Here is a 19,476-nt window from a genome sequence, read left to right as displayed (position 1 = left end):
TATTCTCATGATCAATCTTGAGGTCCCGAAGAAGGCGACCGCGCTGGTCAACCAGGCGTACCAGGCCGCTTCCGAGGTGTTCCGCCCGATCTCGCGCAAGTACGACCGCGCCGAGCACTCCTACCCCAAGGAGCTCGACACCCTCGCCGCGCTGCTGGACGGGCTGAACTCCTCCGGTGAGGGCGGCGCGGGCGCGGCCGGCGTGCGCAAGAGCGGCGACGACGCCGCCAAGGGCAACCGCAACGGCGCCAACCTGAACCTGGTGCTGGGCACCATGGAGATGTGCTGGGGCGACGTGGCGATGCTGCTGGCCATGCCGCGCCAGGGCCTGGGCAACGCGGCGATCGCCTCGGTCGCCAACGAGGAGCAGGCCAAGCGCTTCGCGCAGGTGTGGGCGGCGATGGCCATCACCGAGCCGCACACCGGCTCCGACTCGGCCAACATCACCACCACCGCCGAGCGCGACGGCGACGAGTACGTCCTCAACGGCGAGAAGATCTTCGTCACCGCCGGTGGACGCGCCGACACCGTGGTCGTGTGGGCGACGCTGGACAAGTCCCTCGGCCGCGCGGCGATCAAGTCGTTCGTGGTGGAGAAGACCCGTTCGGGCATCAAGGTGGAGCGCCTGGAGCACAAGCTCGGCATCAAGGCCTCCGACACCGCCGTCATCCGGCTGGACAACTGCCGGGTGCCGAAGGAGAACCTGCTCGGCTCGCCGGAGATCGACACCAAGTCCGGGTTCGCCGGGGTCATGCAGACCTTCGACAACACCCGGCCGCTGGTCGCCGCGATGGCCATCGGCGTCGCGCGGGCCGCGCTGGAGGAGACCGCGAAGGTCCTCGCCGAGGCGGGCGTGACGGTCGACTACGACCGCCCGGCCAACTCCCAGCACGCAGCCGCGGCTGCGTACCTGCAGCTGGAGGCCGACTACGAAGCCGCGTACCTGCTGACGCTGCAGGCCGCGTGGATGGCCGACAACCGCAAGCCGAACTCGTTGCAGGCCTCGATGGCCAAGGCCAAGGCCGGCCGCTCGGTCGTCGACATCACCCTGCGCTGCGTCGAGCTCTGCGGCACCGTCGGCTACACCGAGGAGTCGCTGCTGGAGAAGTGGGCCCGCGACTCGAAGATCCTCGACATCTTCGAAGGCACCCAGCAGATCCAGCAGCTCATCGTCGCCCGCCGCCTCCTCGGCAAGTCCAGCGCCGAACTCAAGTAACCCACCCCCGCAACCCGTCCCCCGCCACGGGAGGGACGGATTACGGCGGTATTCGGGCACCGGATTACGGCGGTATTCAGGGTCCGACCCGGATTACGGCCGTTCTCGGGACCCCGATTACGGCGGTATTCGGGGTCCGGTTGCGGCGGTGGTCCCGTGTTCTCCTGATTACGGCCGTATTCCGGGTCCTGATTACGGCGGTAATCCGGGTCGCCCTCGGCGGTCGGTCACCTTCGGCGGGTCCGGAGGGGCGGGAGCCGACCGGGGTTCTTCGGGTCAGGCGTGGTCTTCGAGGGTGTTGCCCACGAGGGAGTAGAGGGTTTCGGCCAGGCGGGTCAGGCCTGGTTCTTCCGCCGGGTAGTGGCCGCAGTCGTCCAGCATGACCACCGTGGTCGGGCCTTCGACCCGGTCGAGGAAGCGGAGGCTGAGCTCCGGTGGGGTCCAGTCGTCGGCTGCCGGGTGAGCGAGGACGAGCGGGATCGAGCCGAAGCTCTCCGGCGGGGTGTGGCGGTAGCGGACGAAGCTGGTGAGCAGGCCGATCGGGATCTTGGCGCCGCCACCTCGCGGGTCGGCCGCGCACAGCGCGGCGAGCTTCGGGTCGCGGCTGATCTTGCGCTCGTCGGCGAGCCATCGCATCGGCACCCGGACACCACCCGCGACCCGTTCCAGCACCGCTAGACAGGCCGGCGGGATCGACCCGAGCGGACTGCGGGCGGCCCGACGACGGGCCTCGGCATCAGCCGGATCGAGCAGGCAGGTCGCGACCACCGACGACACCTGACCGGTGCGGGCCGCGACCTCGTAGGCCAGCATCCCGCCCATGCTCGCGCCGAGCAGCACCAGCGGCCGGTCATCGCGTCGCCGCTCGGCGAGGACGAGCTCGCACAGCAGCTCCACCCAGTCGCCGTAGCGGATCCGGTGCGGGCGCGGCACGACGGTGTTGCCGTAGGGCGGCAGGTCGGCGAGCAGCAGGTCGGCCATGCCCGCGATCGGCGCGCACACCGGCCACAGCGCCCCCGAATGACCGGCGGCGCCGTGGATCACCATCACCCGCGCGGACGCCTCCGGAGCCGCGACCCGCGCGATGTGCACGCGACCGTCCCGCCAGTGCCACCAGGTCGACGTCGGCTCCACTTCGGAGGCACGCCGCCGGTAGGAATCCGGCAGGAAGCGGGCGTAGCTCTCGCTGTCCACCTCACCAGAGTGAGCGCGAAACCCCTCGCGGACAACTCACCCACGGTCGCGCCGGCTTCCGCAGCTGCGCCGGAAACGTCCGGAACGGTCAGCAGGTGCCGGTGAACGACCCCCGAATCGCGATCAGCTGCGGCGCGAACGGCAGTCGTCTGCAGTGCGCGGAACTTCAGTCCAGATCGGACATGTCGAGGACGAAGCGGTGGCGGACGTCGTTGCGGCTCAGGCGCTCCATGGCCTCGTTGACCTGCGATGACGGCAGGACCTCGACGTCGGCGGTGATGTCGTGCTCGGCGCAGAAGTCGAGCATCTCCCGGGTCGCCGGGCGTCCGCCGCTGCCGGCCGAGGTGAGCCTCTTGCGGCCGATCAGCAGGTCCATCGCGTCCACTGAGACCGGACCGAGGTAACCGACCTGCGCGAGCGCGCCGTCCATCGCCACCAGCCGCAGGTAGGGACCGAGGTCGTGCGCTGCGGAGATGGTGTCGATGATGACGTCGAACCGCTCCCGCGACGCGGCCATCCGCGCCTCGTCGGTGGAGACGAGCAGCTCCCGCGCGCCGAGCCGCAGGGCGTCGTCGAGCTTGCCGGGCGTCCGGCTGATGACCGCGACCTCGGCGCCCAGCGCGACCGCGAGCTTCACCGCCAGATGCCCGAGACCGCCGAGACCGGCGACGGCCACCCGCGTTCCGCTGCCGACACCGAGGGACCGCAGCGGTTCCCACACCGTGATCCCGGCGCACAGCAGCGGCGCGGCGGCGGCCGCGTCGAGTCCGGCGGGCAGGGCGTGGGCGAAGGCTTCCCGGACCACGTACTCGCGGGCGTAGCCGCCGAGCGTGGTCGTCCCGTCGTGGCGGTCGGTCCCGCCGTAGGTCAGGGTCGGGAACTCGTGGCAGAAGTTCTCCTGCCCCGCGAGGCACATCGCGCACTCGCCGCAGGAGTCGACGATGTTGCCGACCGCGACCGGGTCTCCGGCGGCGAACCGGGTCACGTCCGCGCCGACCTCGGTGACGGTCCCGGTGAACTCGTGACCCGGCACGACCGGGCCTCGCGCCGTGTTGATGCTGTGCAGATCGGTGTGGCAGACCCCGCAGTGGTCGACCCGCACCGCGATGTCGTCGGCGCGCAGGTCGCGCCGCTGGAGGGACACCCGGTGCAGCTTCTCCCCGGGCCGGTCCGCTCGCCATCCTGCCGTGGTCCTCATCGGAACTCCCCCAAACAGACTGTTCTGTCTATTCCAAGCTAGACCCGATCCGGGAGGAAAGCAAACCAACTGTTCTGTTTGCTATCGTGCTGGGATGGTCGCCAAGCCCCTGACCTCGCGCGGAGCCGCCACCCGGGACCGGATCGTCGAGGTCGCCACCCAGGAGTTCGCCGAGCACGGCATCGCAGGCGCGCGCATCGAGCGGATCGTGGCCACCGCGCGCACCAACAAGGCCCAGCTCTACGGCTACTTCGGCAACAAGGAGGCCCTGTTCGACGCGATCTTCACGGCATCCCTGGACCGGATCGTCAACGCCGTGCCGATCAGCGCAGACCTCGCCGACTGGGCCGTGCGCCTCTACGACGACTACCTGCTGCGCCCCGACCTCATCCGGCTGGCCACCTGGTCGCGCATGGAGCGGCGCCCCACCGGCCCCCTGCTGGCCGACGCCGATCAGCGCAACGACCACAAGCTCCGCGCCATCGCCGAGGCCCAGGCCGCCGGCCAGGTCGTCCCCGGCGACCCGTTCGACGTGATGGCGCTGGTCATCTCGATGTCCATGGCCTGGTCGCCGGTCAGCAACGTCTACGCCGCCTCCGCCGACGAACCCGAGGAGGACCACCGGCGCCGCCGCGAACTCCTCCGCGACACCGTCCGCCGCGCGGTGATGACCAGCTGACCGCGCGAAAGGCGTCAGGGCCGATGCCGGGGATCCACCGGAGGCGCCGGACTCGCGCACGGCGTTGACTGATCGGCATGAACGCACCAGCTTCGGTCCGCCGCGCCACCACCGCCTGGACGATCGCCGTGGCCTGCGGCGTGGTCGAGTCGGGCCTGGCGGTGCTGCGGGCCACCAGCGAGGACGCGCTCGGTTCCGACGTGGCGTCCCAGCTCGCGATCCGGTTGCCGGTGTTCGCGATCGCGGGCGTGCTGGTCTTCCACTTCGCGCGCGGCAGGCGTTGGGCGCGAACCGCGCTGACGGTGATGCTCAGCGTTCTCGGCCTGGCCTCGATGGTCGTGCCCGCCGCGCTCGAGATCTCCGGCGGAAGCGCGCTGATGGGCGCGCTCGGCGGCGACGGGCCGTTCGCGTGGTCGTTCCTGCTGGTCAGACTGATCCACATCGGCGGAGTCGTGGCCGCGACCGCGCTGATGTTCCAGCCGAGCGCGAATCGCCACTTCGCCCGAGAACCGATGCGGGTCTGACGCGCGACCCCCGCCACCGGCGCGGGTGCTCGGGTCGTGGCGGGAACGTGAGACACAATCACGACCATGACCAGCGCAACCGCGGCACCCCGCCGGACGTCCACGCTGGACATCGCCATGCTCGTGCTCGCGGTGTTCTCGCTCGGGCTGCTCTGCTACGCCACGTTCTTCGACACGACGCACGAGACCGCGCACGCGGTGTTCGTCATCGACACGGCGATCTGCGGCGTCTTCTTCGTCGAGTTCCTGTGGCGGTGGCGCGAGAACTCGTGGAACCGGCGGTTCCCGCTGCAGAGCTGGTACGAGATCCTCGGCATGATCCCGGTCGCGCACCCCGCGCTGCGCGGGTTCCGGCTGCTGCGCGTGGTCGTGCTGCTGATGCGCCTGGCCCGCACCGCCGACCGGGCGTTCGGCGAACGCATCACGCAGCGGGTGATCGAGCGGTTCTCCCGGCCGATCGTGCTGGCCATCAAGAAACCGATCACGGTCGCGGTCCTCGACGAGGTCGTCAAGGTCGTCGAAACCGGCCACTACCCCGAGAACATCGCGCGTTCGCTCGGCGAGCACCGCGAGGTGCTGCGCGAGATCGTCACCGAGAAGCTCAAGAACGACGAGCAGGTGGGCCGGATCAAGCACCTCCCGTTCCACGACGAGATCGTCAAGTCCATCGTGGACACCACGATCCGGGTCATCCTCGACGTCCTCAACGACGAGCGCACCGATCGCTTCTTCACCGAGGTCGTCCGCGAGAACCGCGACCAGATCCGCCGCTCGGTCCAGCTCGGCCTCCACGAGTCCGAGCCCGAACCGCCCGCGGAACCCAGCTCCTACAGAGCTCAATACCAGCGGAAATGAGCGTTGGACCAGCTGGTTCGACCGGCCAAGACTGGTGGCATGCGCAGTGGTCGTGAGTACCTCGGAGACGTCAGCCCCTCACCGGTGCCCGACGTGACGCGGCTGCTGCGCGTCGTCGGCGCGCACGCGTTCGCGCTGGCGGGGCTCGCCGCGCTCATCGGCTGGGTCTCGCTCGCGATGTGCCTGGCGCTGGCCGGTTCCGGCTTGGTGCTCGCTCCGCGCCGCTGGTGAGGCGCTCGCTGGTGAGGTGGGCCAGCAGCGCCCGCGCGGCGGGGTTCGACAGCTCGGGGCCGCGCCCGGCGAGGTAGAGGGTGCGCCCGAAGTCGACCTTCTCGATCCGCGCGAAGGGCAGACCGGCGCGCTCGGCCACCGACTGCGGCACGATCGTCACGCCCAGTCCCGCCGTCACCAGATCGAGCAGCAGCGGCAGGTGGGTGGCCTCGCAGACCGGGTTGTGCCGCACGCCCGCGTCGGCGAACCGGTTGCCGACCAGCGTCCGGATCGAGCTCCCGACGAAGTCCACGAACGGCTCGTCGGCCAGGTCGTCGAGCCGGACGCGCCGCCGGTTCGCGAGCCGGTGCCCGGGGTAGGTGACCAGGACGAGCCGCTGCTTCCACCGCACGTAGCAGGTCAGGTCCTTCGGCGGGGTCCCGTTGGTGGCCAGGTAGGCGAGGTCGAGCTCGCCGGCATCGATGGCCGCGAGCATGTCGGGGGCCTTGCCGTCGCGCACGTGGATCCGGATCCCCGGGTGCCGCGCCTGGAAGACCCCCAGCTCGCGGGGCAGGTCGACGACCGACAGCGCCTGGATGGTGCCGATGGACACGCGACCCCGGTCCATCCCGGAGACCGCCGCGACCTCACCGCGCGCCGCCGCGACGTCGTCGACCAGCCGGTTCGCGACCGGCAGCAGCGCCCGCCCGGCCTCGGTCAGCACGACCCGGCGCGTGGTGCGCTCGAACAGCGCCGCGCCGAGCTCGTCCTCCAGCCTGCGGACCGAGGCGCTCAGCGCCGACTGCACGATGTGCACCTGCTGCGCGGCCGCGGTGAAGCTCCCGCACCGCGCCACCGCCAGGAAGTGCTCGACCTGCCTCAACTCCACCCAGCGACGGTATCGCTGAATCGGCGCGGAGTCAGCGACCGGACTGGCCGTACCGGGGGTCGTCCCGTTCCGGGAGGTCGAGCTCGCCCGACAGCCGCGCGGACAGCGACGAGGTGCGCTCGGGTTCGGAGTCCTGCTGCTTGCGCTGCGGGGCGATCGGCGGCATGAAGCCACCGGCACCGGTGGGCGGGATCCCCGCGGCGGCCGGATTCGCGCCTCCTGCAACGGGGATCCCCGGAACCGGTCCGGCCTGCGCCGCACCTCCGGGGCTCGGGGTCATCTGCGGCGCACCCGCGCCGCCGGGCATCGAGGCCGCGCTGGTCAGCCCGGGCGAACTCGACGCGCCGGTGCCGGCGGGAACCGAAGCCGACCCTCCCGCCGCGGCGGCGGAATCGCCGGGGGCGGTCGATCCGGCGGTGACCTGCTGCGCCTGGTCGGCGATCTTCGAGACGACGCCGCCGATGGCCCCGACCACCTTCATGACCTCGTCGACGTGCCCCAGCAGGCCCTGAGCGCTGGTGAGCAGGTTGCCCATGTGACCCGAGATCCGGACGCCGCACTCGGTCGCGATCTGCACGACCTGCGGTACGGCCGCCGCGATGCTCCCGCCGAAGGTGGCCTGCGCTGCGGCGATGGCCTGGTTCATGATGAGGACGATCCGGCCGACCGCCTCGTTGACCAGGACCGTCACCTCGTTGGCGGTCTTGACGACCGCTTCGCCCATGCCCGCCAGGGCTTCGCCGAGCCCGGTGCTCGCCTCGCCGATGCCCTGCAGCCCGCCGACGAGCTCGGCCGCGGTCTTGAGGTACTCGGTGGCGGCAGCACCGGACCAGCCGCTGGTCTCCGGACCCGCCGCCTGACCGTACGAGTCGGAGATCGAGGCGACGCCGCTCCCGGTGTCCCGCAGGCTCTGCGCGCTGGAGGCCACCGCGCCCGGATCGCCCGCGAGCTGCTGCAACGGCTCCCCCAGGAACGGCACCAGGTCGGCCAGGAAACCGAATCCGGACCCGGCCAGCGCCGACAGCGGGTCGCTCGTGCCGCCGGCGGGTTCGGAACCGTAGTCACCGGAGTCCCAGCCACCGCCGCGCACCGCGTCGTTGGTGGAGCGCACGTCGGCGACGAACCGCATGGTTCCCGCCGACCCCAGCGGGAGGCTCAGGTCCACGCTCATCGGACCTCCCCTCCGCGCAGCGCGGCGACGCCCTCGTCATCGGCGCGCTGGTAGTCCTCGGCGCTGCCGGCCAGGCCCCGGCTCACGCTGTCCAGCGCTCCGGACGCGTCCGAAACCGCTTGGGCGGCCCGGGAGATGGCGTCGCCGAGCCCGAGGGTGGCGAACTCCAGGAACGTGCCGAGCGCGTTGCTCGCGGGACCGCCGGTCATGGCACCGGCCGCGGTCGACAGGCCGTCGGACAGGCCCGCCACGGTTCCGGCGTGGGCGCGGATCTGCTCGTGGTCGACGTGGAATTCGGTGCTCATCAGACGATCACCCTTGGGTTGTCGAAGAAGTCGTCGTCGTCCTGCGGCCCCGGCTCACCGGTGTCGACGGGCATGTTGTCCCGCACGAAGTCCAGGGCCGGGCCGTCGCCGAGGTAGCCGGTCATGATCTCCATGACGTGGGTGCCCACCGTCCGCTGCGCCTGCTGCGTGGTCGCGAGGATGAGCTGGGCGAGCTTCTCGGCCTCCATCGCGCGGGCCGCCGGGGTCAGCCGGATGTCCACCAGCGCACCGCTGGGCCCGACCTGCACCGAGACCTCCCCGCGCGGCGAGGAAGCCGTGCCGCTGACCTGCCCGAGCGCGGCACCGGCGGCCTTCGCGTCGGCCGCCGCGCGCGCCAGCGTCGCGTCGTAGTCCGCGAGCCACTGCTGTGCTGAGTTCACCGTGATTCCTCTCGAAGGTCAGCGCTGTTCGCGAGCGATCGCGACCAGGTCCGCCAGCGCCGCGCGCACGACCGCTGGTCGCAGCGGGTTGATGCTCACCCAACCGCCGTCGGTCCGGCTCACCCGCAGCCGCCCGTGCGGACCGTCCAACCAGGACAGTTCCTGCCCCTGGCGCCGGTGCCCGCCGCCGGTGCGCCGGGTGGCGCCGAGCTGGCCGCGACCGGTGAGCGCCGGGAGCACGCTGACCAGCCGGTCCAGCGCCCCGGGATCGCCGCCGCAGTCCCGGACGAGTTCGCGGAAGCGCCGTCGCTTGGTGCTGTCGTCGTCGATGCGGTCGAGCTCGGCGACGTCGTCGACCACGCGTTGCGGGAGGTTGATCGGCATCGACCTCGCCGGTTCCCGCTCCGGCACGAGCGCGAAGAGCTCGTCGACCAGCGCGTTCGCGGGGATGCGGCGGATCCGCACGGTACCGGCGGGATCGTCGTCCAGCGGCTGCTCGAAGATCAGCGCCGAGGAGCGGTAGACCATCGCCAGGACACCCGTGGCCCCGGATTCGGCGACCACCACCAGGTCGACGGTGCCCCGGTGCTGCCGGAGCGCGTCGAGGAGTTCGGCGGCGGCTCCCGCCGGACCGTCCTCATCGGCGAGCCCGCGCGCCCGCAGGGTGTGCCCTGCCGCGGCGAACAGCACCTCCCGCTCCCCTGCGATGCGCCCGAACGACGGGATGCGCAGCGGGAACGGCCATCTCACCCCGGCGTGGGTGGCGAGCAGGTCGAGCTCGATCTGTCCGAAGTGGATCCCGTCGCTTCGCGGACGGGTGAGCGCGGTCGTCATGTCGCCGTCCCCTCGGTGCCGCGCAGCGCGTCCGCGGCGGCGGTGTCGGTGTTCTCGTAGCCGGTGGCGGTCTCGTGCAGGGCGCTGTGGAAGTCGCCGAGCTCGGTGTGCGCCGCGGTGATCTCGTGCGTCAGCCCGGACTCGCCGGCGCTCTGCCGCAGCCGCATCGCCAGGTGCAGGGCCGGTGGCGCGGTGCCCAGCATCGGCATCCGCTCGGCCAGCTGCCGCGCGGAGGTCACCAGGCGCTCGGTCTGCTCCCCGACCCTGGACAGCTCGCCGACCTGCGCGGTGAGGTTCTCGGTGGTGACTCGGTATCCGCTCAACGGTCCACTCCCGCCTCAGCCGATGACCGGCGCGCTGGCCGGTCGGTCGTCGTCGAAAAGTCCCTGGTCGATGGTGGGCAGCTTGTTCTCGTGCACCTGCTCGTCGTCGTCAGAACCGGCGGCTCCTCGTGCGGGTGCCGCCCCGTTCGCGCCGGCACCGGAAGTGCCGAGACCGCCGAACACGCCCCTCGCGCCGACCAGTCCGAGTCCCGCGCCCGCGCGGCCCGCTCCGCCCAGCGGATCGGCGCCGCCGACCAACTTCGCCCACGGCGATCCGCCGCCGGTGGCCGCTCCACCCGCACCGGAGAACCCGGCCGCCGAGGTGGACGCGGGCGCCGACCCCCAGTCGGCGCCCTGCGCTCCGGCCGGAGCGATCGCGGCACTGCTGCGGCGCAACGCGGCCTCGTACTGCGACATGACGTGCACCGCCTCCGCCTTCTTCTCGGCGGCGTTGGCGGAGGCCAGGAACATGCTGGTCCCTCCTGCGGCGGCGGCACCGACGGCCGCGCCGATCATGGCGCCGGGCACCGCGCCGACCCCTCCGGCAGCGGCACCGATGACACCGCCGACCACCGCACCCGCGCCCGCCCCGGCGACGCCGGTGCCCATCACGGCTCCGGTCGCGTCCCCGGGAGGCGGCGGCATCGAGTTCCGGGCGGAAGCCAGCGCGTCGCCCGCGTTCTGGGCGGCGTGGGACACGGTGCTCGCCCGCTCCCCGACGCCGGACGTTCGGTCACCGATCCGCCCGAGCCTGCTGGTGGCCGCGTCGGCGGACTCGCTGGTCCAGTGCGTGCCCATCTCCGCGCGGTGCCGCTGCATCGCATCGGCGTGACCGGCGAGTTCGGTGCTGTGCCTGCCCCATTCGTCGGCGACACCGGTGACGTCGGCGACGTCGGCGTTCTCCCACACCATCGCGTACAACTGCTCGTGGGTGTAGGCGTTCCAGTTGGTGCCCTCGGGCGGGATCGGCGAGCCGAAGTAGCCCTCCCACACGTTGGTGAGGGTGCGCACGACGGGTTGTCCCAGCTCGCCGACCGGCCCGGCCTCCTCGAGCACGGACGTGGTCGCCCTCGCCAAGTCCTGCACCCCAGCGGACGCCGCGGCGACGACGTTCACCTCTCCGGATTCGGTCATGTCCGGTTCTGCCTTCCTCTGATCGGCCGGTACCCGCGGCCGAAGTCGCGGCGCTGGAAGGCCAAACGCGCCCGCTGCCCCCATGCCAGCGGCGCTCCTCCAGCGCGGTACCGAAAGATCACCAGAAGGCGACGTCCGAAACATCGGTGATGTTGCTGATGTTCGGGCCGGGGAGCTGGAATGCGGCGCAGCCGCTGCTCCAGGTGCGGGACTCAACCGGCACCGCCGCGGGTTCGTCAGCGGCTTCGTGGCGAGCACGCCGCGACGCCGTGTAGTGGGCATACATCAGGAGTGGCGCGCGGAGAACACGGAGCCGCTCAGGTTCCGCCACCCGCACCGCCAAGCAAGATGAGCCTGGAACAGCCCTCAAGAGCGGTCGCGGTACTTGACGGCCAGTTCGAGGCGGGAGGAGCAGTCGAGCTTGCGCAGGATGCGCGAGACGTGGGAGTCGACGGTGCGCACGGACAGGATCAGCCGCTCGGCGACCTCGCGGTTGGTCAGCCCTTGGGCGACGAGCTCGACCACCCGCATCTCGGCGCCGGTGAGGCTGTCCCAGCCGTGCTTGGGACGTCCGCGCGGGCCGGACGCGCCCAGCTGCACCCCGTAGGAGCGCAGGTGAGCGGCGGTGCGGTCGATCTCCCGGTGGGCCGCCATCGCGGCGAACCCGTCGATCGCGCTCTGGTAGGCGGCTTTGGCGGCGTCGGACCTGCCGGAGGCGGCCAGCGCCACCGCCGCGTCCTGCGCGGCCTGGGCGGCGGCCAGCGGAGTGCTGTTGTCGGCGAAGTCCTGCGCGGCGGCGAGCAGCCGGTCCACGTCGCGGTCGACCAGGCCCGTGCAGTAGCCGATCCTGCTGTCGTCCTCGTCGCTCCACTCCCGCATCCGGTCGATGAGGCGGTGGGCGAGGTCCCGCTCACCCCCGGCGACGGCGATGCGCACCAGCGGGACGCAGACCGGGGCGACGGAGCGGTCGTGGCGCATCCCGACGTCGTGGTCGACCACGTCGCGCACGACGTCCACCGCCCGCTTGAGGTCGCCGTCGACGCCGGCCAGCACGGCGCGGGTGACCATCATCAAGGACTCGTAGAACATCGCCACGCCGTACAGGTCGGCCTCGTCGGCGAGTTCGGCGTGCACGCGCGCGGTCGGCAGGTCCCCGCGGTTCAGCAGGATCGTGGCCGCGACCGCGTGCAGCGGTCCCGCCATGCCGTGCTGGTGCGGAAGCGCCAGCCCTGCCTCGACTTCGGCCAGCGCCCGGTCCCACTCGCCGAAGTTGAGCGCCGTCACCGCGGCGATGGTGTGCGTCCACGGCAGGAAGCCCAGGCCGAGTTCGCGGGCGACCGGCCGCGCCTGCTCGATGGTCTCGGTGACGGCGGGGTCGTGTTCGAGGTTCTGCAGCACCGCGCGCAGCAACCGGGACATCAGCCACTGCGCGCGGTCGTAGGCGGAGATCTCCAGCAGCACCGACGCGCGGTCCAGCTGCTCACCGGCCGCGGCGTAGTCGCGGAGCAGGCACTGCCCGATGGCGCGGACGTTGCACAGGTAGATCTCGACGAGCGGGTCGTCGGCCGCCGCCCGGCTCGCCCGGGACACCGCGCGTTGGGTGGCCTCCAGGTCTCCGGCCAGCAGGTGGGCGTAGGCATCGAGCGCGGCGAGCCGTGCGGGCAGTTCCCCTTCTCGCCGTTCGGTTTCCCACACCGCCAGTGCCGCTTCGGCGTCGAACTCACCGTTGGCGATGACGCCCAGCACGACGAGCAGCCGGTGCCGGAGGGTCTCGTCCGGATCGGCCAGCAGACCTTCGGAAGCGGCCCTGCGCGCCTGCTCGGTCCGGCCGCTCCACAGCAGGGCCTCGACCCACGCCACCCGCAGCTCGGGCAACCGCGGGTCGCCGGGCGGCAGCGCGGCCACCGCCCGCTCCAGCAGTCGCGCCACGGCCGGTGTGGTTCGGGAGGTCAGCTGGTGGGCGCGTTCGGCGAGCCAGTCGACGGTCCAGGGGTCCACCGGTGCGTGAGCGAGCTGGTCGGCCACGCGCTCGGCGGGTGCTCCCCGGTCGGCGAGCGCGCGAGCCACCGAGCCGCGCACACCCGCCGAGGCGGCGGCGAGGTCGTCGCGCACCAGCGGGTATCGCACCCGCACCTCGCCGCCGGACTCGTCGACCAAGCCCCGAGCGGACATCCTCCCGACGGCGGAGAGCACGTCGCTCGGCGTCGCACCGGCCACCGCGGCGAGGTCGTCGACGGAGGCGGCATCGCCCAGCAGCGCGGCGCAGCGCAGCACGTGCACGTCGGAACCGGCCAGGTCCGCGGCCCAGGAGGTCACCTGCGCGACCCTGTCCGCGTCGTCGATCCGGCTGAGCAGCCACGGGTTTCCCCCGGCCGCGGCCGCGTTCGGCGACGGCCCCTGGAGCATCGCGCTGACGGCGTCGTCGTCCAGCGGGGCCAGGTCGTGCACGATGGCGAACCGGTCGAGCGCGGCGAAGCGCTCCGGTGCGACGCCGCGGTGCCGACCCGCCACGACCAGCAGCGGGCGGCCGTAGATCTCCTCCGCGAGGCCGTGCAGAGTCAGCAGCGTGTCGTCGTCGGCGTGGTGCAGGTCGTCGATGACGATCATCGCGGGCTCGCCCCAGTGCGGTGTCCCGGCCGACAGCGACGTGCGTCCGCTCGGCCGCAGCACCGGAACCCGGTTGAGGTGCAGGCCGGAGTCCCGCATCGCCGCGAGGTGCGCTTCCAGCAGGGCGGTGACCCCGATGCCGGGGTCGGCCCGCACCACGACGAGCGACCCCTGCCCGACCTTCGCGGCCGAGGTGGCATCGGCCAGAACGCGCAACGAATCGTCCCGCCCGACGAACGTCACGCCACCTCCAGCTGTTCCACGACCTTCCAGAACCACACTACGACGAACCCCACTGCCCCACACCGCTTTCGGCAGAACACCTACCGAAACCGATCTGCTCGCAGGCGACCGCACCCACGCCGGGCCACGACGCAGTTCACAGCGCCCAAGACGCGCGTGGATGCGGCGGAGCCGCATTCTCATTCACCACCTACGCAGCCCGCACCGCCGCGGGTTCTTCAGCGGCTTCGTGGCGAGTACGCCGCGACGCCGCGTAGTGGACATGCTCAAGGAGTGGCGCACGGAGACCACGGAGCCGCTCAGGTTCCGCCACCCGCACCGCCACGCGAAGCAAGCGAACTTTCCTCACAGGTCTTCGAGGAAGTCTGGTGGGGAGTGCCGGTCCACGGCTCGGAAGAGGACGGCGTGCTCGGTGCCGAGGAGCTTTCCGTTGGCGGCGAGGATCTTCGGGATGAAGTCGGCCGGGGCGGGGTGCTCCGGGATCGCGGCCAGGTAGGCGGCGTGGGCTTCCAGCGAGGCGACGCCCAGCTGCATCGGCCTGCCGGTGACGTCCACGCCGTGCGTCGCGTCCAGCTCGCCTGCCATCCCCGGGAGGAGGAACCACCGGGTGCTCCACGTGTCGAGGCCGTCGTCGTCGATCTGCTCGGGGAAGATCCACCGGTTGCCCGCGTCGTTGATCGCGTCGATGGTGGCCAGGCCCGCGACGCGGTGGTCGGACTGGTTGAACCCCATGGGCGTCTCGATCTCGTAGGGCGTGCCGACCACGGCATCCGGTTTGAAGCGGCGGATCTCGCGGCAGATGTCGTGGCGGAGGTCCAGGCCGTAGACCAGCACGCCGTCGGGGTGCTGGAGCACGGTGAGGTGTTCGACGCCGACCGTCTCGCACGCCGTCCGCTGCTCGGCCAAGCGCAGTGCCGCGGTCTCCTCCGGCGGGTTGGGCATGCCCGCTTCACCGTGCGTGAGCAGCAGGTATCCGACGTCGATGCCCCGCGACCTCCAGCGCGCGACGGCCGCTGAGGTGCCGTACTCCATGTCGTCCGGGTGTGCGACGACGCAGAGCACGCGCCGGAAGGTCTCATCGGGCAGAGCGGGCAACAACTCGGTCATCGCAACGAGCCCCCTCGGTTGGACGTGCCCCCGATTCTGCACCCGCGCCCACCTGCCCGCCGCAGGCCGCGAAGCCGTCGAACAGCAGTTTTCGCGGTGCGCGTTCCGGTAATCTTCGCCGCGTGCGGTGGTTTCTGACGCAGGACCCGGTGAGCCCGTTGGAGACGACCTCGTGGCTCGGCAGCATCGGCTCGTTCGTGCTGGCCGTCCCGGCCACGCTGCTGTCGATCTGGGCGTTCCGGCTCAGCTACCGGCAGCAGCGCGAGCAGGAGCGGCAGGCGCGCGAAGCGTCGCGGGCCATGAAGCTCGTCGTCGACGAACTGCGGGCCATCGCCACGACGATGGAGTCCGTCAGCCTCCAGCGCGACCTCGGCCCCGACCGGTCCGGCGCCGTCGCGATCAGCGAGTTCGAGGACACCGATCCGGGGTTCACCCCGATGCCGATCATCGAGGACGAGGATCGGGCCTTCGGCGGGGCTCCCGCGTCACCGCCCGGTGTCGGCTACGACCAGGGCTACTCGCCCGCTGCCCCGCAGCCGACGCCCGGAGGTGCGGAGCCGGGCGCTCTGAACTCGATCGCCAACAGGCTCGCCCGGATGGAGTCGGACGCCGAGGTGAACTCCCTCCGGTCGATGGGCCGCCTGCGCAGGACGAACGTCCTCGCGTTGGTCTCGGCCGCCGTCGCCCTGAGCGCCTTCGGTGCCGGCCTGCTCAACGCCTTCCCGTGGTGATCCTCAGTGGACTCCGACGATCACGGAGACGCTGACGGCCGCGCTCGACGCGGTCAAGCGTCGGACCACGCCGCCGCGTGGGCGTCGGCGAACTCCTCGAAGGACCGGGGCGGGCGGCCGGTCAGGTCGAGAACCGCGGTGCTCACCTGGTCCTCCCGGCCCTCCCGGATGCCGTCCTCCACCGCCGCGATGCTCGCCGCGAACTCCTCCGAGACGCCCGAAGCCCGGTAGTGGGCGACCTGCTCGTCCTTTCCGATCTCCACCAGGCGGGCCTCGCGACCGGTGCGAGCAGTGATGATCGCCGCGGCGTCCCGGTAGCTCAGGGCCTTCGGGCCGGTCAGCAGGTAGTCGCTCTGACCTGCGCGTTCGGCGCCGGGCCGCAGCAGGGCGAACGCGGCGGCGGCGATGTCGTGCGCGTCGATCCACCCGACCCGTCCGTCCGCCGCTGCCGTGCGAATCTCCCCGTGCCGCCGGATCCGCTCGCCCACCGGGTGCGGGCTGAGGAAGTTCTGCATGAAGGCCGAGGCGCGCAGCACGACCCAGCCCGGCTCGGCCCGGACCGCGTCCGCCATGTCCAGCGCGCTGGGCGCGTTCGGCAGCACGATGGCCGAACCCAGCAGCACCACGCGAGCCACCCCGAGGCGCTTCGCCTCGGCGAGGAACGGCGCGACCAGCGGCATCGGGTCCACCGAGTTCACCGGAGCCACCAGGAAGACCGAGTCCACGCCGCGCAGCGCGGGGACGTGGGTGGCCGGGTCGTGCCAGTCGAACCGGATCGAGCTCGGGTCGCCGATCACCGGGTTGCGGCTGGCCACCCGCACTTCAACGTCGTCGGCGCGCAGGAGATCCACCAGGGCGGATCCGGTCTTCCCGGTTCCGCCGGTCACGAGAACGGTCATCGGGCGACCTCCGAGTTCAGCGATGCGGCCAGCTCGGGCAGCGTTCCGGACGCCTCGGCGTTGGCCAGCGGGTTCCAGTAGTCGCGGAAGCGGGTGATCAGCCCGTCCTGGACGGTGATCACCACGACGTAGTCCATCCGGTAGGGCTTCCCGGTGCGCAGAGACCGCCCGGTCGCGTGGTACTCGACGATCGCGGTGTCCGGCCGCTGCGTGCGGTGCGCGGTGAACGCGGGAACCTCCCGCATGTCGTACACCTGCGGGAATTCGGCGAGGTACCGGCGAACTTCCTCGCGTCCGGCCAGGCTGCGCGGCGAATCCCCTGCGGCGAACGGGAACTCGGTGATGCCGTCCTCGGCCCACAGGTCGGCCACGGCGTCGGTGTCCTTCGCCAGCATCAGGTCCAGCAGTCTGCGCATCGTTTCTTCAGGAGTGCGCGGCATCGTCCCTCCAGCGCTCATCGGGTCGTGCCACCGAGCCTGGTCGCGGCGGTGCCGCTCGGGAACTGCCGGCTGAGCCCCGGAACGCCAGTGGGTGCCTAAGCCCGCCGGGCCGTGCCATTCTGGTCGGGTGAGCAGAGCTGACCTGGCCGATTTCCTGCGCAGGCGAAGGGAGTCGCTGCACCCGGACCGGGTTCCGGCCGCCGTCGACCCGCCGGGGAAGCGGGCCCGGCGCACTCCGGGGCTGCGCCGCGAGGAGGTCGCCGCGCAGGCGGGCATCTCGGTCAACTACTACGAGCGGCTGGAACAGGCCCGCGTCTCGCACCCGTCGCCGGAGGTGCTGGGCGCGCTGAGCGCGGCGCTGCGGCTCACCGACGCCGAGCGCGAGCACATGGCGCGGCTGGCCGGGCAGATCCCGCCCGCCACCGCCGAACGTCGGCCCGTGCCCGCCGAGACCCGCCACCTGCTGGACCAGCTCGGCCCCATCCCGGCTTACCTGGTCGACGAGCGGCAGGACATCGTGGCCTGGAACGACGCGGCGGTCGCGCTGATCACCGACTTCGGCCGGATCCCCGCCGAGGACCGCAACGCGCTGAAGCTGCCGCTGCTGCTGCGCGACACGCTCTGCTCCGCCCCGCCCGGCGAGGAGGGCGAGTTCGTCCAGCACACCGCGGCCCAGCTGCGCACGGCCAGCGCCCGCTACCCGACCGACCGCGCCCTGAGCGAGCTGATCAACGAGCTCGCCTCCCGCAGCCCCGATTTCGCCGCCGCTTGGCGGGACCACGACGTGCGCCCGAGGACGACCCTCCGCAAGCGCCTGCACCACCCCCGGCTGGGCGTGCTCGACTTCGATCTCCAAACCCTGCTGCTGGCGGGCAGCAACCTCCAGCTCGTGATGTACACGGCCACCCCGAACACCCCGGCGGCCCAAGCCCTCACCCCGCGCTGAGTTCTCCAGGCGCGTTGCCCGGGGGCTCCGTCCGTGCTCAACGTCCGTTTCGCCCGGTCAGTTCGGACCACAACCCCCTCACGCGAACGGGGCCACGAGCGCGTGCTCGTGGCCCCGTCGACTCGAGTCGGTCAGGGCTGGTCCGGCAGGGTGTTGCAGTTGTTGATCGCCGCCGCCCCGGAGAGGCGGTCGGTGAGCCACGAGATCGCGTTGGTCTGATCGGCCAGCAGCGGCGTGATGTGGTTGGTCAGCAGGCCCTTGCCGAGGTCCGGGATCTGGACGGGCTGGTAGGTGACCTCACCGCCCTGGTCGCACCAGTCCACGGCGAGCTGCCGGGCCTGGTCGTGCGGCACGATGTCGTCCTGCACGCCGGTGGCGACGCGGACGGCCGTGGCCGGCTTCCGGGTGCCGATGAGCTGGTCGTCGAGGACGTTCCGCACCGCGGGCTCGGCCTCGACGACCTCGCCGAGGGTCTGGCCGGTGGTGGTCCACTCGGCGCTGCGGCGGAACGCGAAGCGCGCGATGCCGTCGCCGACGCACGACGTGGACAGGGTTTCCAGCGCGGCCTTGCCGTCCTCGTTGAGGTACTCGTCGACGACGGGCTGCAGCTCGGGGTGTGCCTGGATGAAGCCGTTGAGCGACCAGCCGAGCGCGCCGACCAGGGCGCTGCCGTCGATGCCTTCGACGACCTCGGTGAGGTTCGCGGGCGGGGCGCCGACGTAAGCACCGGCGAGCGGGACGTCCGGGGCGTAGTCGGGCTGCAGCTCGGCGGCGGAGGCCGTGGCCCCGCCGCCCTGGCTGTAGCCGTAGAGGGCGACGCGCGAGTCCGGGGTGACGGAGGTGTCGGGCAGCTGACGGGCCGCGCGCACGGCGTCGAGCACCGCGTGCCCGCCGTCGACGCGGTTCACGTAGGTGTGCAGCCGGTCGGTGGTGCCCAGTCCCACGTAGTCGGTGACGACCACGGCCGCGCCTTCGGCCAGCAGCCGGTAGATCGCGATGTCCTCGTAGCCGACCGACACCGAGTTGCCGTCGAAGTTGATCGGGCGTTCCAGACCCATCGAGGCCGAGCAGGAGTCGCCCTGACCCATCGTCCCGGGCGCGACGGCCACCATCGGGCGCGGGCCCTCGCCGCGCCACGGAGCCGACGGCTCGATGTAGGCGCCGGTCACCGCTGCGGGCTGCCCGTTGGAATCGGTCGTCTTGTACATCAGACGGGTCGCCGTGCCCGGCAGCTGCTTCCCGCCGATGCTGGGCAGGCTCAGCGCGAGCGGCAGCTCCTCGGTGCGCACCAGGGCGCCGTCGGCCGCGGGCAGTTCAGCGGGCGGGTCGTAGAACCCGGCGCTGACCATGCCGGGCGTGCTGGGCGCGTCGTCGGCGATCGCGGGCACGGCTTGCGAACCGGCGATGACCAGCGACAACGCGGTGGCTGTGACCAGCCGTCGCGCCACGGCGGGCGGGTGGTGGGCGGATCGGGGCATGCGGTCGCTCCCTGCGTCATTGGATGGTGCGAACTGCGCGAGTCGATCGGGTCCGCGGCCGATCACCGCGACCCGTGCGCGTCGTCGACCGG

At 71.9% G+C, this 19,476-nt stretch carries 22 protein-coding genes; 7 read left to right on the top strand and 15 right to left on the bottom strand.

The annotated features are described in order from the left end of the window. Window positions 1-7 precede the first annotated feature (7 nt). Window positions 8-1,216: an acyl-CoA dehydrogenase family protein gene (locus KBO27_RS22855; protein WP_210971927.1), complete on the top strand. Its 1,209-nt coding sequence runs from the start codon at window positions 8-10 to the stop codon at window positions 1,214-1,216. Window positions 1,217-1,492: 276 nt separating this feature from the next. Here the strand turns inward: KBO27_RS22855 and KBO27_RS22850 are convergent, their stop codons facing one another. Both KBO27_RS22850 and KBO27_RS22845 read right to left on the bottom strand, forming a co-directional pair. After that, complete coding sequence (locus KBO27_RS22850; protein WP_210971926.1) at window positions 1,493-2,410, bottom strand: alpha/beta hydrolase; 918 nt, start codon at window positions 2,408-2,410, stop codon at window positions 1,493-1,495. A gap of 166 nt (window positions 2,411-2,576) precedes the next feature. Beyond that, on the bottom strand, window positions 2,577-3,608 hold the full coding sequence (locus tag KBO27_RS22845) for an NAD(P)-dependent alcohol dehydrogenase (RefSeq protein ID WP_210971925.1): 1,032 nt from the start codon (window positions 3,606-3,608) through the stop codon (window positions 2,577-2,579). A 94-nt stretch (window positions 3,609-3,702) separates the two neighbouring features. Between KBO27_RS22845 and KBO27_RS22840 the strand changes: the two genes are divergently transcribed. From KBO27_RS22840 to KBO27_RS22825, 4 genes are all read left to right on the top strand, one after another. Beyond that, window positions 3,703-4,287, top strand: a complete 585-nt coding sequence (locus tag KBO27_RS22840; protein WP_210971924.1) for a TetR/AcrR family transcriptional regulator — start codon at window positions 3,703-3,705, stop codon at window positions 4,285-4,287. Window positions 4,288-4,364: 77 nt separating this feature from the next. Further along, a complete protein-coding gene (locus KBO27_RS22835) occupies window positions 4,365-4,811 on the top strand; it encodes a hypothetical protein (RefSeq protein WP_210971923.1) in 447 nt (148 codons plus the stop codon). A 66-nt stretch (window positions 4,812-4,877) separates the two neighbouring features. Next, complete coding sequence (locus KBO27_RS22830) at window positions 4,878-5,666, top strand: ion transporter (protein WP_210971922.1); 789 nt, start codon at window positions 4,878-4,880, stop codon at window positions 5,664-5,666. 39 nt (window positions 5,667-5,705) lie between these two features. Next, complete coding sequence (locus tag KBO27_RS22825) at window positions 5,706-5,897, top strand: hypothetical protein (RefSeq protein ID WP_210971921.1); 192 nt, start codon at window positions 5,706-5,708, stop codon at window positions 5,895-5,897. Here KBO27_RS22825 and KBO27_RS22820 read toward each other — a convergent pair. The 10 genes from KBO27_RS22820 to KBO27_RS22775 all read right to left on the bottom strand — a co-directional run bounded on the left by KBO27_RS22820 (window position 5,821) and on the right by KBO27_RS22775 (window position 14,890). After that, window positions 5,821-6,765, bottom strand: a complete 945-nt coding sequence (locus KBO27_RS22820) for a LysR family transcriptional regulator (protein ID WP_210971920.1) — start codon at window positions 6,763-6,765, stop codon at window positions 5,821-5,823. The two genes, KBO27_RS22825 and KBO27_RS22820, sit on opposite strands and share 77 nt — an antisense overlap. 31 nt (window positions 6,766-6,796) lie before the next feature. Further along, complete coding sequence (locus tag KBO27_RS22815; RefSeq protein WP_210971919.1) at window positions 6,797-7,936, bottom strand: WXG100 family type VII secretion target; 1,140 nt, start codon at window positions 7,934-7,936, stop codon at window positions 6,797-6,799. Further along, a complete protein-coding gene (locus KBO27_RS22810; RefSeq protein WP_210971918.1) occupies window positions 7,933-8,241 on the bottom strand; it encodes a type VII secretion target in 309 nt (102 codons plus the stop codon). Before KBO27_RS22810 ends, KBO27_RS22815 begins: the two co-directional genes overlap by 4 nt. After that, complete coding sequence (locus KBO27_RS22805; protein WP_210971917.1) at window positions 8,241-8,642, bottom strand: YbaB/EbfC family nucleoid-associated protein; 402 nt, start codon at window positions 8,640-8,642, stop codon at window positions 8,241-8,243. The genes KBO27_RS22810 and KBO27_RS22805 overlap by 1 nt, the downstream gene beginning before the upstream one ends. A gap of 18 nt (window positions 8,643-8,660) precedes the next feature. After that, window positions 8,661-9,476 (bottom strand): ESX secretion-associated protein EspG, encoded by an 816-nt coding sequence (locus KBO27_RS22800; RefSeq protein WP_210971916.1) that lies wholly within the window; start codon window positions 9,474-9,476, stop codon window positions 8,661-8,663. After that, window positions 9,473-9,799 carry a hypothetical protein gene (locus KBO27_RS22795; RefSeq protein WP_210971915.1) on the bottom strand — a complete coding sequence of 109 codons (327 nt, stop codon included), beginning with the start codon at window positions 9,797-9,799 and terminating at the stop codon, window positions 9,473-9,475. The genes KBO27_RS22800 and KBO27_RS22795 overlap by 4 nt, the downstream gene beginning before the upstream one ends. A 15-nt stretch (window positions 9,800-9,814) precedes the next feature. Further along, window positions 9,815-10,933, bottom strand: coding sequence for a hypothetical protein (locus KBO27_RS22790; RefSeq protein WP_210971914.1), 1,119 nt, complete (start codon window positions 10,931-10,933; stop codon window positions 9,815-9,817). Between the two features lie 118 nt (window positions 10,934-11,051). Continuing rightward, window positions 11,052-11,276, bottom strand: coding sequence for a hypothetical protein (locus KBO27_RS22785; RefSeq protein WP_210971913.1), 225 nt, complete (start codon window positions 11,274-11,276; stop codon window positions 11,052-11,054). 23 nt (window positions 11,277-11,299) lie between these two features. Then, complete coding sequence (locus KBO27_RS34680; protein ID WP_210971912.1) at window positions 11,300-13,783, bottom strand: LuxR family transcriptional regulator; 2,484 nt, start codon at window positions 13,781-13,783, stop codon at window positions 11,300-11,302. Between the two features lie 345 nt (window positions 13,784-14,128). Next, the gene (locus tag KBO27_RS22775) at window positions 14,129-14,890 is read right to left on the bottom strand and encodes a PIG-L deacetylase family protein (RefSeq protein WP_210971911.1); all 762 of its coding nucleotides are present in this window, start codon (window positions 14,888-14,890) and stop codon (window positions 14,129-14,131) included. 122 nt (window positions 14,891-15,012) lie between these two features. Here KBO27_RS22775 and KBO27_RS22770 point away from each other — a divergent pair, with 122 nt between their 5' ends. Then, window positions 15,013-15,621: a hypothetical protein gene (locus tag KBO27_RS22770; protein ID WP_210971910.1), complete on the top strand. Its 609-nt coding sequence runs from the start codon at window positions 15,013-15,015 to the stop codon at window positions 15,619-15,621. A 53-nt stretch (window positions 15,622-15,674) separates the two neighbouring features. Here the strand turns inward: KBO27_RS22770 and KBO27_RS22765 are convergent, their stop codons facing one another. Together KBO27_RS22765 and KBO27_RS22760 are read right to left on the bottom strand one after the other, a co-directional pair. Continuing rightward, complete coding sequence (locus KBO27_RS22765) at window positions 15,675-16,520, bottom strand: NAD(P)H-binding protein (protein ID WP_210971909.1); 846 nt, start codon at window positions 16,518-16,520, stop codon at window positions 15,675-15,677. Continuing rightward, on the bottom strand, window positions 16,517-16,960 hold the full coding sequence (locus KBO27_RS22760) for a nuclear transport factor 2 family protein (protein ID WP_246537811.1): 444 nt from the start codon (window positions 16,958-16,960) through the stop codon (window positions 16,517-16,519). The genes KBO27_RS22765 and KBO27_RS22760 overlap by 4 nt, the downstream gene beginning before the upstream one ends. A 127-nt stretch (window positions 16,961-17,087) precedes the next feature. On the opposite strand from KBO27_RS22760, the gene KBO27_RS22755 reads away from it, so the two are divergent. Continuing rightward, window positions 17,088-17,906 carry a helix-turn-helix transcriptional regulator gene (locus KBO27_RS22755; protein ID WP_210971907.1) on the top strand — a complete coding sequence of 273 codons (819 nt, stop codon included), beginning with the start codon at window positions 17,088-17,090 and terminating at the stop codon, window positions 17,904-17,906. Window positions 17,907-18,037: 131 nt separating this feature from the next. Here KBO27_RS22755 and KBO27_RS22750 read toward each other — a convergent pair whose 3' ends face one another. Beyond that, window positions 18,038-19,384: a lipase family protein gene (locus tag KBO27_RS22750; RefSeq protein WP_210971906.1), complete on the bottom strand. Its 1,347-nt coding sequence runs from the start codon at window positions 19,382-19,384 to the stop codon at window positions 18,038-18,040. Window positions 19,385-19,476: the final 92 nt, after the last annotated feature.

Source organism: Saccharopolyspora endophytica, from assembly GCF_018070075.1.
In the GTDB taxonomy this organism is placed as follows: domain Bacteria; phylum Actinomycetota; class Actinomycetes; order Mycobacteriales; family Pseudonocardiaceae; genus Saccharopolyspora; species Saccharopolyspora endophytica.
The sequence above is the reverse complement of the archived record's forward strand: the minus strand, read 5'-3'. Positions and strand labels throughout refer to the sequence as shown.